The 16,315-nt window shown below is 73.8% G+C and carries 17 protein-coding genes and 1 tRNA gene; 8 read left to right on the top strand and 10 right to left on the bottom strand.

Going from position 1 to position 16,315, the window contains the following annotated elements; all coding sequences use genetic code 11:
* The 5 genes from E1J50_RS21095 to E1J50_RS21075 form a co-directional block, all read right to left on the bottom strand.
* The coding region (locus tag E1J50_RS21095; protein ID WP_483466580.1) for a type 2 periplasmic-binding domain-containing protein at positions 1–745 on the bottom strand (745 nt) is incomplete at its 3' end.
* Positions 746–756: 11 nt separating this feature from the next.
* The gene (locus tag E1J50_RS21090) at positions 757–1,710 is read right to left on the bottom strand and encodes a DMT family transporter (protein ID WP_132255754.1); all 954 of its coding nucleotides are present in this window, start codon (positions 1,708–1,710) and stop codon (positions 757–759) included.
* Between the two features lie 40 nt (positions 1,711–1,750).
* The gene (locus tag E1J50_RS21085) at positions 1,751–3,022 is read right to left on the bottom strand and encodes an arsenic transporter (RefSeq protein WP_165937936.1); all 1,272 of its coding nucleotides are present in this window, start codon (positions 3,020–3,022) and stop codon (positions 1,751–1,753) included.
* A gap of 71 nt (positions 3,023–3,093) precedes the next feature.
* Positions 3,094–4,404 (bottom strand): metallophosphoesterase family protein, encoded by a 1,311-nt coding sequence (locus E1J50_RS21080; RefSeq protein WP_132255753.1) that lies wholly within the window; start codon positions 4,402–4,404, stop codon positions 3,094–3,096.
* A 268-nt stretch (positions 4,405–4,672) separates the two neighbouring features.
* Positions 4,673–5,392 (bottom strand): DNA-binding protein, encoded by a 720-nt coding sequence (locus E1J50_RS21075; RefSeq protein ID WP_132255752.1) that lies wholly within the window; start codon positions 5,390–5,392, stop codon positions 4,673–4,675.
* Positions 5,393–5,561: 169 nt separating this feature from the next.
* On the opposite strand from E1J50_RS21075, the gene E1J50_RS21070 reads away from it, so the two are divergent.
* The 5 genes from E1J50_RS21070 (at position 5,562) to E1J50_RS21050 (ending at position 10,361) form a co-directional block, all read left to right on the top strand.
* Entirely contained in the window at positions 5,562–6,230 is a 669-nt protein-coding gene (locus E1J50_RS21070) for a response regulator (protein ID WP_132255751.1), read from the top strand.
* Positions 6,227–7,627, top strand: a complete 1,401-nt coding sequence (locus E1J50_RS21065) for a sensor histidine kinase (protein ID WP_245516684.1) — start codon at positions 6,227–6,229, stop codon at positions 7,625–7,627. Before E1J50_RS21070 ends, E1J50_RS21065 begins: the two co-directional genes overlap by 4 nt.
* Positions 7,628–7,787: 160 nt before the next feature.
* A complete protein-coding gene (locus E1J50_RS21060; protein WP_132255750.1) occupies positions 7,788–9,452 on the top strand; it encodes a Na/Pi cotransporter family protein in 1,665 nt (554 codons plus the stop codon).
* Positions 9,453–9,621: 169 nt separating this feature from the next.
* Positions 9,622–9,855: a hypothetical protein gene (locus E1J50_RS21055; protein ID WP_132255749.1), complete on the top strand. Its 234-nt coding sequence runs from the start codon at positions 9,622–9,624 to the stop codon at positions 9,853–9,855.
* 173 nt (positions 9,856–10,028) lie between these two features.
* Positions 10,029–10,361 carry a hypothetical protein gene (locus E1J50_RS21050; protein WP_132255748.1) on the top strand — a complete coding sequence of 111 codons (333 nt, stop codon included), beginning with the start codon at positions 10,029–10,031 and terminating at the stop codon, positions 10,359–10,361.
* On the opposite strand, the gene E1J50_RS21045 is transcribed toward E1J50_RS21050, so the two are convergent.
* The 4 genes from E1J50_RS21045 to E1J50_RS21030 form a co-directional block, all read right to left on the bottom strand.
* On the bottom strand, positions 10,325–10,567 hold the full coding sequence (locus tag E1J50_RS21045) for a hypothetical protein (RefSeq protein WP_132255747.1): 243 nt from the start codon (positions 10,565–10,567) through the stop codon (positions 10,325–10,327). The genes E1J50_RS21050 and E1J50_RS21045 overlap by 37 nt on opposite strands.
* 144 nt (positions 10,568–10,711) lie before the next feature.
* Positions 10,712–10,786, bottom strand: a tRNA-Gly gene (locus tag E1J50_RS21040).
* 119 nt (positions 10,787–10,905) lie between these two features.
* Positions 10,906–11,376 carry an NUDIX domain-containing protein gene (locus tag E1J50_RS21035; protein WP_132255746.1) on the bottom strand — a complete coding sequence of 157 codons (471 nt, stop codon included), beginning with the start codon at positions 11,374–11,376 and terminating at the stop codon, positions 10,906–10,908.
* Positions 11,377–11,383: 7 nt separating this feature from the next.
* Positions 11,384–12,082: a fumarylacetoacetate hydrolase family protein gene (locus E1J50_RS21030; RefSeq protein ID WP_132255745.1), complete on the bottom strand. Its 699-nt coding sequence runs from the start codon at positions 12,080–12,082 to the stop codon at positions 11,384–11,386.
* Positions 12,083–12,247: 165 nt separating this feature from the next.
* Between E1J50_RS21030 and E1J50_RS21025 the strand changes: the two genes are divergently transcribed.
* The 3 genes from E1J50_RS21025 (at position 12,248) to E1J50_RS21015 (ending at position 15,604) form a co-directional block, all read left to right on the top strand.
* Positions 12,248–13,714: an FAD-binding oxidoreductase gene (locus tag E1J50_RS21025; protein ID WP_132255756.1), complete on the top strand. Its 1,467-nt coding sequence runs from the start codon at positions 12,248–12,250 to the stop codon at positions 13,712–13,714.
* A 273-nt stretch (positions 13,715–13,987) separates the two neighbouring features.
* A complete protein-coding gene (locus tag E1J50_RS21020; RefSeq protein ID WP_132255744.1) occupies positions 13,988–14,281 on the top strand; it encodes a DUF2218 domain-containing protein in 294 nt (97 codons plus the stop codon).
* Between the two features lie 60 nt (positions 14,282–14,341).
* A complete protein-coding gene (locus E1J50_RS21015) occupies positions 14,342–15,604 on the top strand; it encodes an aminopeptidase (RefSeq protein WP_132255743.1) in 1,263 nt (420 codons plus the stop codon).
* Between the two features lie 11 nt (positions 15,605–15,615).
* Here the strand turns inward: E1J50_RS21015 and E1J50_RS21010 are convergent.
* Positions 15,616–16,315, bottom strand: a 700-nt coding sequence (locus tag E1J50_RS21010; RefSeq protein ID WP_342635920.1) for a DUF1223 domain-containing protein, incomplete at its 5' end; no start/stop codon positions are given.

Below are 16,315 nucleotides of genomic sequence, written 5' to 3'. Positions count from 1 at the left end.
CCGGCACGGTCACCGACTGGAGCCGGGGGAAGCGCTCGATCACGGCCCCGTCATCCTCGACCGCGACGAACTCGACCCGGCCGTTGCGGGCGACCGAGCGCACGGCCCCGACGAGAGCGAGGGCCTTGGGGGCGGAGGGCGCGATGATGCTGACGAAGGCGTCGATGCGCCGCTCCCGGAAGGCGGCGGCGACCGCCTCCTGGTTCACGGGGACGAGGTGGACGGCCCGCTCGCGCGAGGCGGCGCCCCCCGCCTCCGCCATCTCCAGGGCGAGGCCGTAATAGCCGAGGATGTTGCGCAGCAGCGAGAGGTCGGCGTCCCGGTGCGCGGCGATGCCGAGCCGCTTGCCGGCGAGCTTCGGGAAGCCCTTGACGGGGGCTTGGTCCGGCGAGGCGATGACCATCGCCTGGTCGCGCAGGATGGCGAGGGTCAGCCCGTTCGTCGGCAGCAGCACGTCGGGCCGGACCACGGCGAGGTCGGCGCGGCCGTCCTGCAGCGCGGCGGCGCTCTCGCGCACGTCGTCGAAGGGCAGGATCCTCAGGCGGACGCCCTCGCCCCCGGCCTCGAGGGCGTCGGCATAGGCCTTGATCAGCTCCGGCTCGGTCCCGTCGCGCGGGGCGACCGCGATCGTCAGCACCGTCGCCTGAAGCAGGTACCAGGCCGCGCCCGCGCCCGCCGCCAGGGCGATGGCCGCCGCGAGGAGGAGCGTCTCCTTGCGCAGGAGCCAGGCGAGCCCGGTCCGCATCGCCCCGGCCCTCAGACCAGGGAGATGAGGACGATGCCCGCCACCATGAGGGCGGCCCCGCCGAGGCGCCGGGGGCCCGCCCGCACCTGCCGCATGCCGAGCCAGCCGAAATGGTCGAGCGCCACCGAGGTCAGGAGGTTGGCGGTGATCAGGAGGCCGTTGAAGGCGCCCGCGCCGACCGTGTCCACGAACAGGAGGCCGGCGAACACCGCCACGGCGCCGGTCAGGCCGGCGAGCGGCATCCACCAGCGCATCCCGGACACGTCCTCCCGCGTCGGCAGCGGCGCCGGGCGGATCAGGAACACGAAGGCGAAGGCGAAGACGACGGGCAGGAAGGACACGGTCGCCGCGAGCCAGGGGTTGACGAGGGCGCCGCGCAGCTGCGCGTTCCAGACGACGCCGATGGCCTGGAGGGCGCCCGCGACGACGATGAAGGGATAGAGGAGCTTCGGGTCGAGGCCGTGGCCGTCGCCCCGCTCCTGGCCCTGCTCTCGGCCCCTCTCCTGGCCCGTCTCCGGCGCGACGCGGGCGATGAAGGACACGCCGACGGCCATCAGCAGCCCGCCGAGCCAGGGCATCGGCTTGAAGCCGGCGGCCGGCAGCCCGAACAGGCCGAGGGCGTCCATCGCGAGCGAGGTCAGGATGTTGGCCGTCAGCGTCAGCCCGTTGAACGGCCCGGCCCCGACCTTGTCGACGAGGGCGAGGCCGCCGAACACCGCCACCGCGCCGGCCGCGCCGCCGAGCGGCGCGTACCAGGGCATCCGGCCGAGGGTGTCGAGGCCGGGCAGCGGCACCGGCATCAGGAGGAACAGCGTCGCGAAGACGAAGACGATCGGCAGGAACGAGACCGTGGCGGCCAGGAACGGGTTGACGAGGCGCCCGCGCAACTGGGCGTTCATGGAATTGCCGAGCGCCTGGAGGGCGCCCGCCACGAGGATGAAGGGGTAGAGCAGGGCTGCGTTCACGGCGGGCGCGCCTCCGGGCCGGGCAGGGATCAGGCGGGGATCAGGCGAGGATCAGGGCCGCGAGCGCCAGGGCGAGGGCCGGCGGCATCACGACGAGCCCGAGCTTCAGGAAGGCCCAGGCCGACACGTCCTCGCCCTCGCGCCGGATCGCGGTGAGCCAGAGGATCGTCGCCAGCGAGCCCGTCACCGACAGGTTCGGCCCGAGATCGACCCCGATCAGGATCGCGCCCGCCACCGTCTGGGGGACCCCGGCGGCCTGGACGGAGGCGCCCGCGAGCAGGCCGGCCGGCAGGTTGTTCACGAGGTTCGAGCCGAGGGCGACGAGGGCGCCGCCGGCCCAGGCGGTGGCGGCGGGGTCGCCCTGCGCGGCGCGCTTCAGGAGGTCGGCGAGCATCCGCAGGATGCCCGTCTTCTCCAGGGCCTCGACGAGGACGAAGAGCCCGGCCACCAGCGGCAGCACGCTCCAGGACACGTCCCTCACGACCGCGACGAGGCCGCCGCGGTTGATCAGCAGGACGAGGAGCGTGGTGGCGAGGCCCGCGACGAAGGTCGGCAGGCCGAGGTCGATCCCGGCCGCCGAGGCGCCGATCAGCGCCGCGCCGGTGGCGACGATGCCCGCGCCCGCGAGCCGGCCGCCGAGCCGGAGGGCCGGCGTCTCGACCTCGGTCGCGACCCTCTGCCCGCGCAGCCGGGCGTTCTGCGTCAGGCGGAGCGCGACGTAGGTCGCCGTGATCGCCAGGATCGAGGGCAGCGTGAAGGTCGCGAGCCACTGGCCCAGCGGCGGCATGTGCTCGGCGAAGACCACGAGGTTGGCCGGGTTCGAGATCGGCAGCACGAAGCTCGCCGCGTTGGCGATGAAGGCGCAGATGAACAGGTAGGGCAGCGGCTCCTCGACGCCGGCCGCCTTGGTCGCGGCGAAGACGGCCGGCGTCAGCACGACGGCGCAGGCGTCGTTCGACAGGAAGACCGTCACCACCGTGCCGACGACGTAGACGAGCAGGAACAGCCGCGTCGCCGAGCCCTTCGCGGCCCGCACCGCGTGGGCGGCGAGCCAGTCGAACAGGCCCTCCTTCCGGGCGATCTCCGAGAGCAGCATCATGCCCACGAGGAACAGGTAGACGTCCGTGCCCTTGGCGACGCCTTCCAGCGCCACCTGCCAGGGCATCAGGCCGAGCACGACGAGGAGGAGCGCCCCCGTCACCGCCCAGATCGCCTCCGGCCAGGAGAAGGGTCGCAGGATCACGCCGAGCGTCGCCAGGGCGGCGATGGTCCAGGTCGCGAGGTTGAGGGGAAGCCCCAGGGCGGCAGCCACGATCGTCGTCTCTCGTCGTCAGGGTGGGGACGGCCGGTTAGCACCGGCGGCGGGGTTCGGGCAGGCGCCCCTCACCATTTGCGGCCGGCCCGGTTGGGGCCGAGCTGGTCGCCGCGCACGCCCTTGGCGAGCCAGGGACCGATCCGGAAGGCGTCGCTTCCCGGCCTGAGCGGCAGGGCCGGCTCCTCCGGGGGCGCCGTGTCCCGGGTCCCTGCCGGGAGGGGCGGCGGCTCGATCGCGTCGGTGTCGACGAAGTCCGGCCCGTGCCCGGGCCAGCGGGGATCCACCGCCTCGACCTGGAGGTTGCGCGCGCCGGCCGGCCACGCGATCCAGCCTTCGAAGCAGCGCGCCGAGACGCGGGCCATCGGGGTCCAGGCGCCCCGGTCGGCGCGGCAATGGCAGGAGGCGGGCTCCCGGTCGGAGAGGACGAGGGCGCGCACGCGGATCCGCCCGCGCGCGTCGCGGACGAGGCCGGCCGTCTCCTCGCTCGCCGGCCGCGCCGCGAGGCGCCGGTCGGCGGGGCTGGTGATGAGGACGAAGGGCGGCGCCCGGTCGAGCGCCCGGAAGCGCCAGCTCGTCACGGGGCCGTCGATGACCGCGACCGCGTAGCCGACCGAGCCGTCCTCGTTCTGGCCGACGGAGCGGGCCGCCGCGTAGAGGCTGCGCCCGTCATGGGCCAGCTCGTTGTAGTGGGTGTGGCCCATCTCCACGAGGCGCACGCGCCCGTTCCAGATCAGGCCGGCCACGTCGAGCCGCTCGTCCGGCTCGCGCAGGTCGTCCGGATAGGCGTGCATGAAGATCGCGCAGGGCCTGCCGGCCGCCGCCGCGGCGGTGATCTCCTCCGAGAGCCAGAGCGCCTGCGGCCGGCCGAGGCGGAAGTCGAGGCCGATGCCCTTGCGGCCGAAGCCGGCGCTGACGACGTCCACGAACAGGCAGCGCACGCCCGAGATCGTCTCGGCGGAGTAGAATTGCGCGACCTCCCGCTCGGCCTCGGGCTGCGGCAGGCGGTTGAGGACGGCCGCGTGGCCCCCGCCGCGCGGGCTTCCCGCGACCGCGCGGAACAGGTCGTGGAAGGCGTCGATCGAGCCGTGCTGGCGGTCGTGGTCGCCGGGGATCAGGCGGATGGGGAGATCCGGGTGGCGGGCGAGCGCCGCGCGCAGGATCGCGTATTGGCGCGCCGTCCCGTCCTCGGCGATGTCGCCGGGCAGGTAGACGAAGTCGAAGGCCGCCCGCGGCGCGAGCCCGGCGATCTGGTCGAGGATCGCGGCGAGGTCGCGCGCATTGGCCTCGCCCCGGCCCGTCAGGTGCAGGTCGCCGACATGCAGGACGACGAAGGGCTCGCCCCCGCCTCCCCGCGCGGCGCTCTCTCCGGGCGCCGCCATCTCAGGCGCCGCGCGCCCGCGCGGCCGGCGCGCGGCCCGTATTCCCCGGGCGGATGGTCTCAGCGTGCATCGGGCCGTGCTCCGTGACGAATCGTCCCCGTCGGAAGACGCGGCGGCGTCCCCGCGGGCCGCCGCCGCTCAAGTTTCACTACTGGTTGAGGTTCCTGGATAATCCATCACGAACCAGTGATGATGCGAAAGGGACTGAATAAGCTCTCGCCAGTTGCGATTTTCGCAAGTCATCAACCTGTAGTTTTATGCGTGAGCCTCAGAGCAGCGGCCGCTCCCGGATGCGCCCGTCGAAGCCGACATGGAGCAGCCGCTCCCGCCCGTCCGGCCCCTTGGCCGCGACCTCCCAGTGACGCGGGCCGCGGCCCGTGATCCGCACGTCCCCGTAGCCGGCCTTCTCGACGCTGGCCGTCAGCGCCGGAACGTCCGGCCGCGGGCCGAGCCCGGCCTTGTCGCGGACCCAGTCGAGGCTGCCGGGCGGCGGGCCGCCGGCCCGGCCGAGGAGGACGGGCGTGCCGTCCGCGCGGGTGATGAGCGCGGCGTGCAGGAAGCCCTTCTCGAACCGGCCCTGGACGGTGACGGTCTCGCCCTTGGCGACCAGCGTGCCGTCCTCGCCCGCGCGCCCGGTCTCGACGAGCGCCCGGCCGGTGCCGTCCTGGAGGACGAACTTGTTGCCGAAGATCTCGGCGACCTCGCCCCGGACCGCGATGGCCCCCGAGGGGGCGAGGGCCGAGATGGCGCCCGGCGCGACCGGGGTGGGCGGGACCGCCGGCCCGGGCTGGGCCAGGGAGAGGCCCACGGCGCCGAGGGCGAGCGGCGCGGCGATGGCGCCGACCACGAGGCCGCGGCGGTGCCGGCGCCGCAGGTCCGGGCTCTGCTTCGGGCTCTGCTCCGGGCTCTGCGCCGCGCTCGGCGCGGGGCTCGGCGCGGGGCTCGGGACCGGCCGGGCCGTGCCGTCGATGATCGTCTCGTCGCTCATGATGTCCTGTCCTGAAGCGCGTTGCCCCTGTCGGGATGCCGGGTTTCTAGGACGGGGGCCGAAACTCACGCTGAACCGCTTCGTTCAGGTTCGGTTAAACGGCGCCGGCTAGGCGCGCCCCTGTCACGGACGGTCCTCGCATGAGGATCCTGCGATCGAGGATCCCGCGATGAAGATCCTGCTGGTGGAGGATGACGCGGCCCTCGCCGCCGAACTGGCCCGGGCGCTGCGCGCGGAGGGCTTCGCGCTCGATCTCGCCCGCAACGGCGTCGATGCCGGCCATCTCGGCGAGACGGAGGCCTACGACGCGGTCGTGCTCGATCTCGGTCTGCCCGGGCGCGACGGCGTCTCGGTGCTCAGGGGCTGGCGCGAGGCGGGCCGCACGATGCCGGTCCTCGTCCTGACGGCCCGCGACGGCTGGAGCGACAAGGTCTCCGGCTTCAAGGCCGGCGCCGACGACTACCTCGTGAAGCCGGTCCGGGTGGAGGAGCTCGTGATGCGGCTGCGCGCCCTGGTGCGCCGCGCCCAGGCCGGGGGCGCGCCCCGCGTGATCTGCGGCCCCCTCGCCTTCGACGCGGGCCTGGGCACCTTCGAGCATCACGGGCTGCCCCTGCGGCTGACCGGGCTCGAATGGCGGGTGCTGTGCGCCCTCATCCTGCGCAAGGAGGCCGTGGTGCCGCGCGCCCAGCTCATCGAGCGGGTCTATGACGGGGATGCCGAGGTGGATTCCAACTCGGTCGAGGTCATCATCACGCGCCTGCGCCGCAAGATCGCGCCCGCCGCCATCGAGACCGTGCGCGGGCTCGGCTACCGGCTGATGCCGGCCGGCGCCCCGTGACCCTGCCCCCTCCCCCCCCTCACCCCCCTCGCCCGCCCGCGCCGCGGCGGTGGCTCGGCGGCCCGGGCTCGCTGCAGCGGCGCCTCCTGCTGGCGGCCGGGGCGTTCCTCGGCGTCGCCCTGATCGCGGCCGGCCTCTCGATCGGCTTCGTCCTCCACCGCTTCGTGCGCGGGCAGGTCGACGGCCGCCTCGACGACCGCCTCCTCTCCCTGGTCTCGGACCTGCGCCCCGGCCCCGGCGGCGCCCTCTCCCTCGGGCGCGACCGCGACGGCCCGCCCTTCGACCGGCCCCGTTCGGGCTGGTACTGGCAGGTCGGCCGCGGCGGCGCCCGGCTCGGCTCCGCCTCCCTGGAGGGGCGCGACCTGTCCGTGCCCGAGATCCCGCGCAGGCACCGGGACGACGACGGCCCCGCCCCGGCGGACGGCACCGGCCCCTGGGGCGAGGGCCTGATCCTGCGCATCCTGACGGTGCCGGGCGCGGCGGGCCAGCCGCCCACGATCGTCGCCGCCTCCGCCCCGAAGGCCGCCCTGCGCGGGCCGGTTCTCGACGCTCTGCGCACGCTGGCCCTCTGCCTCGGCGTGATCGGCCTGTTCCTGTTCGCCGGCGTTCTCGTCCAGGTCCGCCTCGGGCTGCGCCCCCTGCGCCGGCTGCGCGATCAGCTCACCGAGATCCGCGCCGGCGCCCTCGCCCGGCTGCCGGAGCGGCAGCCGGCGGAGATCCGCCCCCTGGTCTGCGAGATGAACGCGCTCCTCGACCAGAACGCGGCCAACCTGGAGCACGCGCGCGCCCACGTCGCCAACCTCGCCCACAGCCTGAAGACGCCGCTCGCGACCCTGTCGATGGCGCTGAACGATCCGGGCTCCGGCCGGGACGGCTCCCTCGCGCGCCTCGTCGACGGCATGGACCGGCGGGTCCGCCATCACCTGCGCCGGGCCCGGGCGGCGGCGATCGGGGGGCCGGCCCGGAGCCGGGTCGACCTCGCCGCGCACGTGGCCGATCTGCGCCTCGTCCTCACCCGCATCCATGCCGACCGGGACATCGCCTTCGCCTCGGAGATTCCCGACGGCCTCGGCGTCGCCTGCGACCCTCAGGATCTCGACGAGATGCTGGGGAACCTGATCGAGAATGCCTGCCAATGGTGCCGCCGCCGCGTCCGGGTCGAGGCGCGGCGCGCCGGCGCCGAGGTCGTCGTGCGGGTCGCCGATGACGGGCCGGGCCTCGACGGCGAGGCCGCGGAGGCCGTGCTGAAGCGGGGGCGGCGCCTCGACGAGAGCCAGCCCGGAAACGGCTTCGGGCTGCCCATCGCCCTGGAACTCGCCGAGCTCTACGGCGGCTCCCTCGCGCTCGGCCCCTCCGACCTCGGCGGCCTCGAGGTGCGCCTCACCCTGCCGGCCTGACCGGGAGGCTCCCGGTTGCCGGGGCCGCACGGTTCGGTGCAAGCTGTGTTAGCTGGCTAATCAGCCGGCCCGGTCTCCCTCGGCGCGGCGCGACGCGGGCGGGACCGGACGTCTCGGCTGCCGGGCGCCGCGCGCCCCGCTGAAGGGAGGGCGCTGACGCATGGGCGTCTCGTTCACGCTGATCGACCTCGCGGGCGCCATCGCGCTGCTCCTGTGGGGCACGCACATGGTGCAGACGGGCATCCAGCGCGCCTTCGGCGCGAATCTGCGCGCCATCCTCGGCAGCGCCCTGCGCAACCGCGCCTCGGCCTTCCTCGCCGGGATCGGCGTCACGGCGCTGCTCCAGAGCAGCACCGCGACCGGGCTGATGATCGCCGGCTTCGCGGCCGGCGGCCTGGTCGAGCTGGTGCCGGCGCTCGCGGTGATGCTCGGGGCGAATGTCGGCACGACCATCATCGTCCAGGCCCTCTCCTTCGACGTGGCCGCCCTCTCGCCCGCCCTCATCCTGCTCGGCGTGATGCTGTTCCGGCGCGATTCCAGCACGCGGGCGCACGACCTGGGGCGGGTCTTCATCGGCCTCGGGCTGATGCTGCTCGCCCTCCACCAGCTCCTCGCCCTGATGGAGGCCTACGAGGATGCGCCGGCCCTGCGCCTCCTCCTCAGGACCGTCTCCGCGACGCCCCTGCTCGACGTCTGCCTCGCCGCGGCCCTCACCTGGGCGGCCCATTCCAGCGTCGCGGTCGTGCTCCTCGTGATGTCCCTGGCGTCGAAGGGCGTCATCGCGCCGGACGCGGCCTTCGCCCTGGTGCTCGGCGCGAATCTCGGCACCGCGATCAACCCGGTGCTTGAAGGGCCCTCGGGCGACGATCCGGCCGCCAGGCGCCTGCCCATCGGCAATTTCCTGACCCGGGTGACGGGCGTCCTCGCGGCGCTCGCGGCGCTCCCCCTCGTCGGCCCGCTCCTGACGCGGCTCGAGCCCGACCCCGCCCGCGCGGTGGCCGACTTCCACACCCTGTTCAACCTGACGCTGGCGGCGGCCTTCCTGCCCCTGCTGACGCCCTATGCCGCCCTGCTCCGGCGCTGGCTGCCGCAGCGCGTCGACCCGGCCGATCCCGCGCGGCCGCTCTATCTCGACCCCGCCGCCCGGGAGACGCCGATCGTCGCCCTCGGGGCCGCCGCCCGCGAGGCCCTGCGCCTCGCCGACGTCCTCGGCGAGATGCTGAACGGCGCCCGGGCGGCGCTGGAGACGGGCGACCGGCGCCTCATCGCCGGGACGCGCCGCCTCGACGACGTGCTCGACCACCTGAACACCGCCATCAAGGCCTATCTCACCTCCCTCGACCCCGACGAGCTCGGCGAGAGCGACCACCGGCGCCTCAACGAGATCCTGGCCTTCGCGATGAACCTCGAACAGGCCGGCGACATCGTCGACCGCAACCTGCTGCCGCATGCGAGCAAGAAGCTGAAGCGCGGGCTGAGCTTCGCGAAGGAGGATCAGGCCGAGGTGATCGCGCTCATCGAGCGCCTGTCGGGCAACCTGCGGACGGCCGCGTCGCTGTTCGTCACCACCGACCTGCGCACGGCCCGCCTCCTCGCGGACGAGAAGGTGGCCTTCCGGGACGCGGAGGCGCAGGCCACGACGCAGCATGTCGAGCGCCTGCGCGACGGGCGCCTCGAGGCCGCCCAGACCAGCGCGCTCCACCTCGACCTGCTGCGGGACATCAAGCTGATCAACTCCCACCTCGTCGCCGCCGCGGCCTACCCGATGCTGGAGCGGAGCGGCGAGTTGCTGCCGAGCCGGATCTCGCGCCAGGACGCGTCCTGAGGCCCCGGCGGCGGGTGATCGCGATCAACGCCGCAGGGGCGCGAAACGTGATCGCTCGCTGCATCCCGTCACTGCGCGGTGCAGCCCCGCCGGCGCCGCCGAAAGTCACGCACCGCGCCGGAACCTAACCCAGGTTAAGGCCGATTCCGTCACGACGCGGAGGCGTATCGTGATGCGAACCCAGCCGGACAGGACCCTCGTCAGCGCGCGCGAGCGCGTGCGCGCGGCCCGGCATTCCTGGAGCGACACCACCGAGCGTCTGGCGCGCTCGCGGGAACGGCTGGCCCAGTCCCAAGCCCTGCTGAAGAGGACCGAGCGGCCGTTCCCCAGCGGCACCGCCCGCGTCGTCGAAGCCGGACCCGGACATCCGGTCAGCCCCTCAGGGCCGGATTTTGCAGGGTGACAGGCCCGTGACGGCGGGGGCCCGGAGCCCGAGCGGCCCGGGCGGGAGCGGTCGCGGGACCGGCTCCGCAGCCGAAGAGCTGCGCCGCGGCAGGATCATTCGGCAATCCGCTAGGGAGCATCTCGCAGAAAAGTGCGTTCCAAAAAAACGCAAACTCGACCTATGTACGGTTCATGACCCTTCTCGTCGTCGCGCAGACGGATGGCCGCCCGATCCGCGAGGTCTTCGTGACCGTCGGGGACGCCCTCGCGCGGGCTCTGGAACTCAGCGACGCGCGCTGTGCCGTGCAGATCCGGGAGCCGGATGGCCGCCACTACGTGCCCGAGGAATTCGCCCGCAAATGGCAGGTTTCCTGGGCGAGCAGCCGGTCGGCGCGCGGAGACGAGCCGCCGCGGAATTCCGGTCCGGCTCCGGCCCTGGCACGGGGCGCCGCCCTCGGCGTGCCCGGCCTCTCGATCCGGACGCCGTTCTACGCGCCGGGCGTCCAGTCGATCTTCGGCCGCTGAGCCAGGATCCGGTCGAAGTAGTCGGCCACCGCCTGCGCGCCGCCGGCGTGCATCATGGCGACCGGGTGCGCGAGATAGGCCCGCGCGAGATCGACGGGAATCACACCGGCCTGGAGTGCGGCGAGCACCTCGTCGATGAAGGCGTCGTTGGCCTCGTTGAAGTCGTTCGAGAGCTTCTTGCGGTCGTTGAGCGCCTTGATGGGCATCCGGATCTCCGACTGGGTTTGGCGTCCTTCCGGACCCTGAGGCATCGGGCACGAACGCGACGATGGACACGGACCGCGTGCCGACCGGAAACGACTAAGGCCGCCCGAAGGCGGCCTTTAAGTCATTCGGTCGGTTGGGAAATTTGGAGCGGGCGAAGGGATTCGAACCCTCGACCCCAACCTTGGCAAGGTTGTGCTCTACCCCTGAGCTACACCCGCTCGCTGCCTGGCGCTTCGGAGCCGGTGGCCCCGGCGGCGCCGGACGGCGTCTCTAAACACCATTCCGCCGGGTGTTGCAAGCGCTGAGTTTCGCCGGCTTGGCGGAAAGCGCGGCCGCCTCACCAGAGGGCGGCGGGGGGCGTGCCGTCATGGATCTCGCCGAGCCGCGCGCGGGTCGCCCGCGTCGTGCCCTCGGGCAGCGCGTCGAGGGGGAAGAAGCCGCAGGCCGCGATCTCGCGGTCGGGCGCCTTCTCCCGCTCCACCGTGAAGGCGGGGGCGACGAAGAGGGCGACGTGGTCGCGCCCCGCGGCCGCCGCGTTCCGGTAGAGCCCGTGCAGGCGCAGGGCCACCGCCGGATCGGGCCGGATCTCGGCCTCCTCCCGGAACTCGCGCAGCATCGCGTCGAGCGCCGTCTCGCCCGGCTCGACGCCGCCGCCCGGCAGGTGCCAGCCCGCGATGTAGGTGTGGCGCACGAGGCAGACCCGGCCCGACGCGTCGATCGCCGCGCCGCGGACGCCGAGGGTCATGCCGCGGGTGGCGAGCGCACCGAGGTGGAACAGGCGCCGCAGCAGCGGCCGATCGAGGAGCATGCCGCCGTCAGACCACCCGGAGGGCGATCTCGCCGAGACCCTCGACGCTGGCCCGCATGGTCTGCCCGCGCTCGACCGCGCCGACGCCCGCCGGCGTGCCCGTGAAGATCAGGTCCCCCGGCTGCAGCTCGAAATAGGTGGAGAGCAGCGAGACCTGCTCGGCGACCGACCAGATCATCTCAGACAGGTTGCCGGACTGGCGCGGCGCGCCGTCGACCGAGAGGCCGATCAGACCCTGGTCCGGGTGGCCCACGATCTCGGCCCGGTGCAGGGGCCCCATCGGGGCGGAGGCGTCCGCCGCCTTGCCGAGGTCCCAGGGGCGGGCCATGCGCTTGGCCTCGTCCTGGAGGTCGCGCCGGGTCATGTCGAGGCCGACCGCGTAGCCGTAGACGTGGTCGAGGGCGCTCTCGACCGGAATGTCGCGACCGCCCTTCCCGATGGCGGCCACCATCTCGACCTCGAAATGATACTTGCCCGTGCGCGGCGGATAGGGGTGATCCGTCGGCTCCGGGCCGGCCGCCACCTGCACCGCGTCGGCGGGTTTCATGAAGAAGAAGGGCGGCTCGCGCTCGGGGTCGGCTCCCATCTCGCGGGCATGGGCCTCGTAGTTGCGGCCCACGCAGTAGAGGCGCCGCACCGGGAACTGGTCCTCGCTGCCGACGATCGGCAGGGTGATGCGCGGCGGGTTCGGGATGACGGAGAGCATGGACATCGCCTCGTGAGCTTCGGCCGGCCCCACATGCCATCCTGCAAAGAGCCGGCCGTGCCGCTATCTAAGGCATCCTGCGCCGAAGTGTCCCGCTGCGGCGAGAAGATTGACGCGCCCCGGATCCGGGTCCGCATCGAGCCCGCCCCGGACGCCGCCGACGCCATGACCGAGCCCGCCCCCGCCCTCGCCGAACCTCCGGCCGACGCCCTCCTCGGCCGCCTGCGCGCGCGGCTCGGGACCCAGCACGTGCTGACGGAGGACGAGGACGTCGCGCCGCACCTGCGGGAAGCGCGCGGGCTCTATCGCGGCCGGGCGCTCGCCGTCCTGCGCCCGGCCGACACCGCCGAGGTCGCCTTCGCGGTCCGGGCCTGCGCCGAGGCCCGGGTCCCGGTCGTGGCCCAGGGCGGCAATACCGGGCTCGTCGGGGGCGGCGTGCCGCACGGGGGCGTCGTGCTCTCCCTGGCGCGCCTGTCCCGTATCCGCGACGTCGACCCCGTCAACGCGACGATGACCGTGGAGGCCGGCGCCATCCTCGCGGACGTGCAGGCGGCCGCCGAGGCGGCCGGGATGCTGTTCCCCCTCTCGCTCGCGGCGGAGGGGTCCTGCCGGATCGGCGGCAACCTCGCGACGAATGCCGGCGGCACGGCCGTGCTCGCCTACGGCAACGCCCGCGACCTCGTGCTCGGCCTCGAGGTGGTGCTGGCGGACGGGCGGGTCTGGAACGGGCTCAAGGCGCTGCGCAAGAACAACGCGGGCTACGACCTCAAGCACCTGTTCGTGGGCTCCGAGGGCACCCTCGGCATCATCACCGCGGCGGTGCTCAAGCTGTTTCCCCGCCCCGCCTCCCGGGCGGTCGGCTTCGTCGGCCTTGCCTCGCCGCGCGCGGCGCTCGCCCTGTTCGAGCGCCTGCGCCGTGCGGCCGGGCCGGACCTGACCGCCTTCGAGGTGATGCCGCGCTTCGGCCTCGCGATCGTGCTGCGCCACGTCCCGGGCGCGCAGCGCCCGCTGGCCGCCCAGCACGACACCTACGCCCTCGTCGAGTTCGCGAGCCCGCGGCCCGAAGCCGACATGGCGGCCGAACTGGAGGCGGCCCTCGCGGCGGCGTTCGAGGAGGGCCTCGCCGAGGACGCGACCATCGGGACGAGCGAGGCACGGAATGCCGCCCTCTGGCGCCTGCGCGAGAGCCTGCCCGAGGCGCAGACGCGCGAGGGCGGCTCGATCAAGCACGACGTCTCGGTGCCGCTCTCGAAGCTGCCCGAGTTCCTGGACCGGGCGATGGCCGCCTGCTGCGCCGCGATGCCGGGCCTGCGCCCCTGCCCCTTCGGCCATTTCGGCGACGGCAACATCCACTTCAACCTCAGCCAGCCCGAGGGCATGGACAAGGCGGCCTTCCTTGCCGAATGGGCCCGCTTCAACCGGATCGTTCACGATGTGGTGCGCGATCTCGACGGATCGATCGCCGCCGAGCACGGCGTCGGCCTGATCAAGCGCGACGAACTGCAGCATTACGGCGACCCGGTCGGCCTCGACCTGATGCGCCGGCTCAAGGGCGCCCTCGACCCCCACGACATCCTCAACCCCGGCAAGGTCGTGGCGCTCTCGGACGACCCGCCTCCCGCCCTCCCCTGAGGGGGCCACACGCTCCCGCCTTGGAGGAATGGGGGATTGTGCGATGCAACAATTCGGGTCAGGATCGCGTTCTGCATTGCGCCATGGCCGGGCTTGAGCCCGGCGTCGGGGCGGTCGCGGATCGGAGCGGCGGGACCTTGCGTTATCGGACCCTTAACGGCTTCGGCGGGATTCTCGGGAGTGCGGTGCCGCGCCCGCGCGGCGCCCCGTCCGCCCGAACCGCGCCGCGCCTCCGCCGCTTCGCCCGACCGATCGAGACGAGGAGTTGAGACGATGCCCACCTCACAGGCCCGGGTTCCCACCGCGGAGGCGAGCCGTTACCTGCAGCAGCTCTGCCGGCACTGGAGCCACAAGTTCCCGGTCGAGAGCACGCCCTCCCACGGGCGGGTCCCCTTCGGCGAGGATCGCGTCTGCATCTTCGACGCGGAGCCCGACGCCCTGGTGATGCGCGTCGCCACCGCCGACCCGGGCGGGCTGACGCGCCTGGAGAACGTCGTCTCCGACCACCTCCTGCGCTTCGCCTTCCGCGAGCATCTGGGCGAGATCACCTGGTCGCGCGCCGCTTGATTCCGGCGCCCGCGCACCGATCTTGGCGCTCAGCGACGTGAGCGCGGCGGAGGGTAGCGGATGACGGTTCAGGCGCAGATCGGCCCGGCGGGCCTGCCCTTCGCGGAGCGGCTCGACCGGCTGGCCGAGGTCGCGGTCCGTGTCGGGCTCAACCTGCAGCCCGGCCAGGAACTCGTGATGACGGCGCCCCTCGACGCGGTGCCCCTCGCCCGGGCGATCACGGTCCAGGCCTACAAGGCCGGCGCCTCCCTCGTGACCACCCTTCTCGGCGACGACGCGGCGACGCTGGCCCGCTTCGCCCACGCCCCGGACGCCGCCTTCGACACGGCCGCGGGCTGGCTCTACGGCGGCATGGCGGAGGCCTTCCGCAACGGGGCCGCCCGCCTCGCCATCAGCGGCGACGATCCCTCGCTGCTCGCCGGACAGGATCCCGAGAAGGTGGCGCGCGCCAACCGGGCCCGCTCCAAGGCCTACGTGCCGGCCCTCGAACTCATCGCCAACTTCGCGACGAACTGGACGATCGTCTCGGCCGCGACCCCGGCCTGGGCCCGCACCGTCTTCCCCGACCTGCCGGAGGAGGCGGCGATCGCCCGCCTGTGGGACGCGATCTTCGCGGCCTCCCGCGTCGACGTGCCGGACCCGGTGGCGGCCTGGACGGCCCACAACGCGGATCTCGCCACCCGCACGGCGTGGCTGAACGGGCAGCGCTTCGCCGCGCTCCGCTTCCGCGGCCCCGGCACCGACCTGATTGTGGGCCTCGCCGACGACCACGAATGGTGCGGCGGCGCCTCGACCTCGCGCAGCGGCATCCTGTGCAACGCCAATATCCCGACCGAGGAGGTCTTCACCACGCCCCACCGGGCGCGGGTGGACGGCCATGTGGCCAGCACGAAGCCCCTCTCCTACCAGGGCACCCTGATCGACGGCATCCGCGTGCGCTTCGAGGGCGGCCGGATCGTCGAGTCGACGGCCCGGACCGGCGCCGAGGTGCTCGCCCGGGTGCTCGACACCGACGAGGGCGCCGCCCGCCTCGGCGAGGTCGCCCTGGTGCCGGCGAGTTCCGCGATCTCGGCTTCCGGCCTCCTGTTCTACAACACCCTCTACGACGAGAACGCGGCGAGCCACATCGCGCTCGGCCAAGCCTACAGCAAGTGCTTCCGCGGCGGCGGCGCGAGCTTCAGCGAGGCGGACCTCGCCGAGCGCGGCGCCAACCGTTCCCTGATCCACATCGACTGGATGATCGGCTCGGCCGAGATCGACGTGGATGGCATCGCGCCGGACGGCCGCGCGGTGCCGGTGATGCGCCGGGGCGAGTGGGTCTAGGGCTTAGGCCCTCACAGCCCCGGCCCCTTCGCCGCGCCCCAGATCCGTCCCGGCTGCCCGCCCAGAGCCCCCTGGACGAGGATGGCGTAGCTGTCCGCCTCGCCGACCTGGATCGCCGAGCGGGGGGCCTCGAAGCGGGCGGCCTGGCCGGTCCAGGCGCCGAGGCGGTAGAGCCCGCGCACCACGTTCACGTAGGTCGCGACCCGGCCCCGGTTCTCGCCGCGCTCGACCGCCACGGCGCGGCTGCGCAGGAGGGGGACGAGCCAGACGTCGGCCCGGCCCGGCGGGTTCGGGTCGGCGCCGACCTCGACGACGATTCGGTCGCCCTGCTCCTCGGTGCGGACCGGCACCCGGAGGCCCCCCGCCCGGGTCTCCTGCATGATCGTCTCGATGCCGGCCCGGTTCGCCCCGGCGAGCGCGGCGCCGCCATTGATCACGAGGGCCGGGGTATAGATCCGGACCTCGCCGTGGGCCGTGGCGTAGGCGCGCTGGCGGTCGGTGAAGAGGCTGTGGCCGAGCGTGTCCTTCCAGCCGAGGTAATCCCAGTAGGTCACGGGAAAGGTCAGGGCGAGGAGGCCGGGGCGGCGGGCGAGGTCGCCGAACAGGTGCTCGGCCGGTGGGCAGACGGCGCAGCCCTGGCTCGTGTAGAGTTCGAGGACGGCGCGGAGCGGCTCGGCGGCCGCCGGCAGGCAGCCCGCGAGCAGGCCCGGA

Origin of the sequence: Methylobacterium segetis (genome assembly GCF_004348265.1) — a bacterium.
GTDB lineage: Bacteria > Pseudomonadota > Alphaproteobacteria > Rhizobiales > Beijerinckiaceae > Methylobacterium > Methylobacterium segetis.
This window is presented reverse-complemented; position numbering and strand designations above follow the sequence as displayed.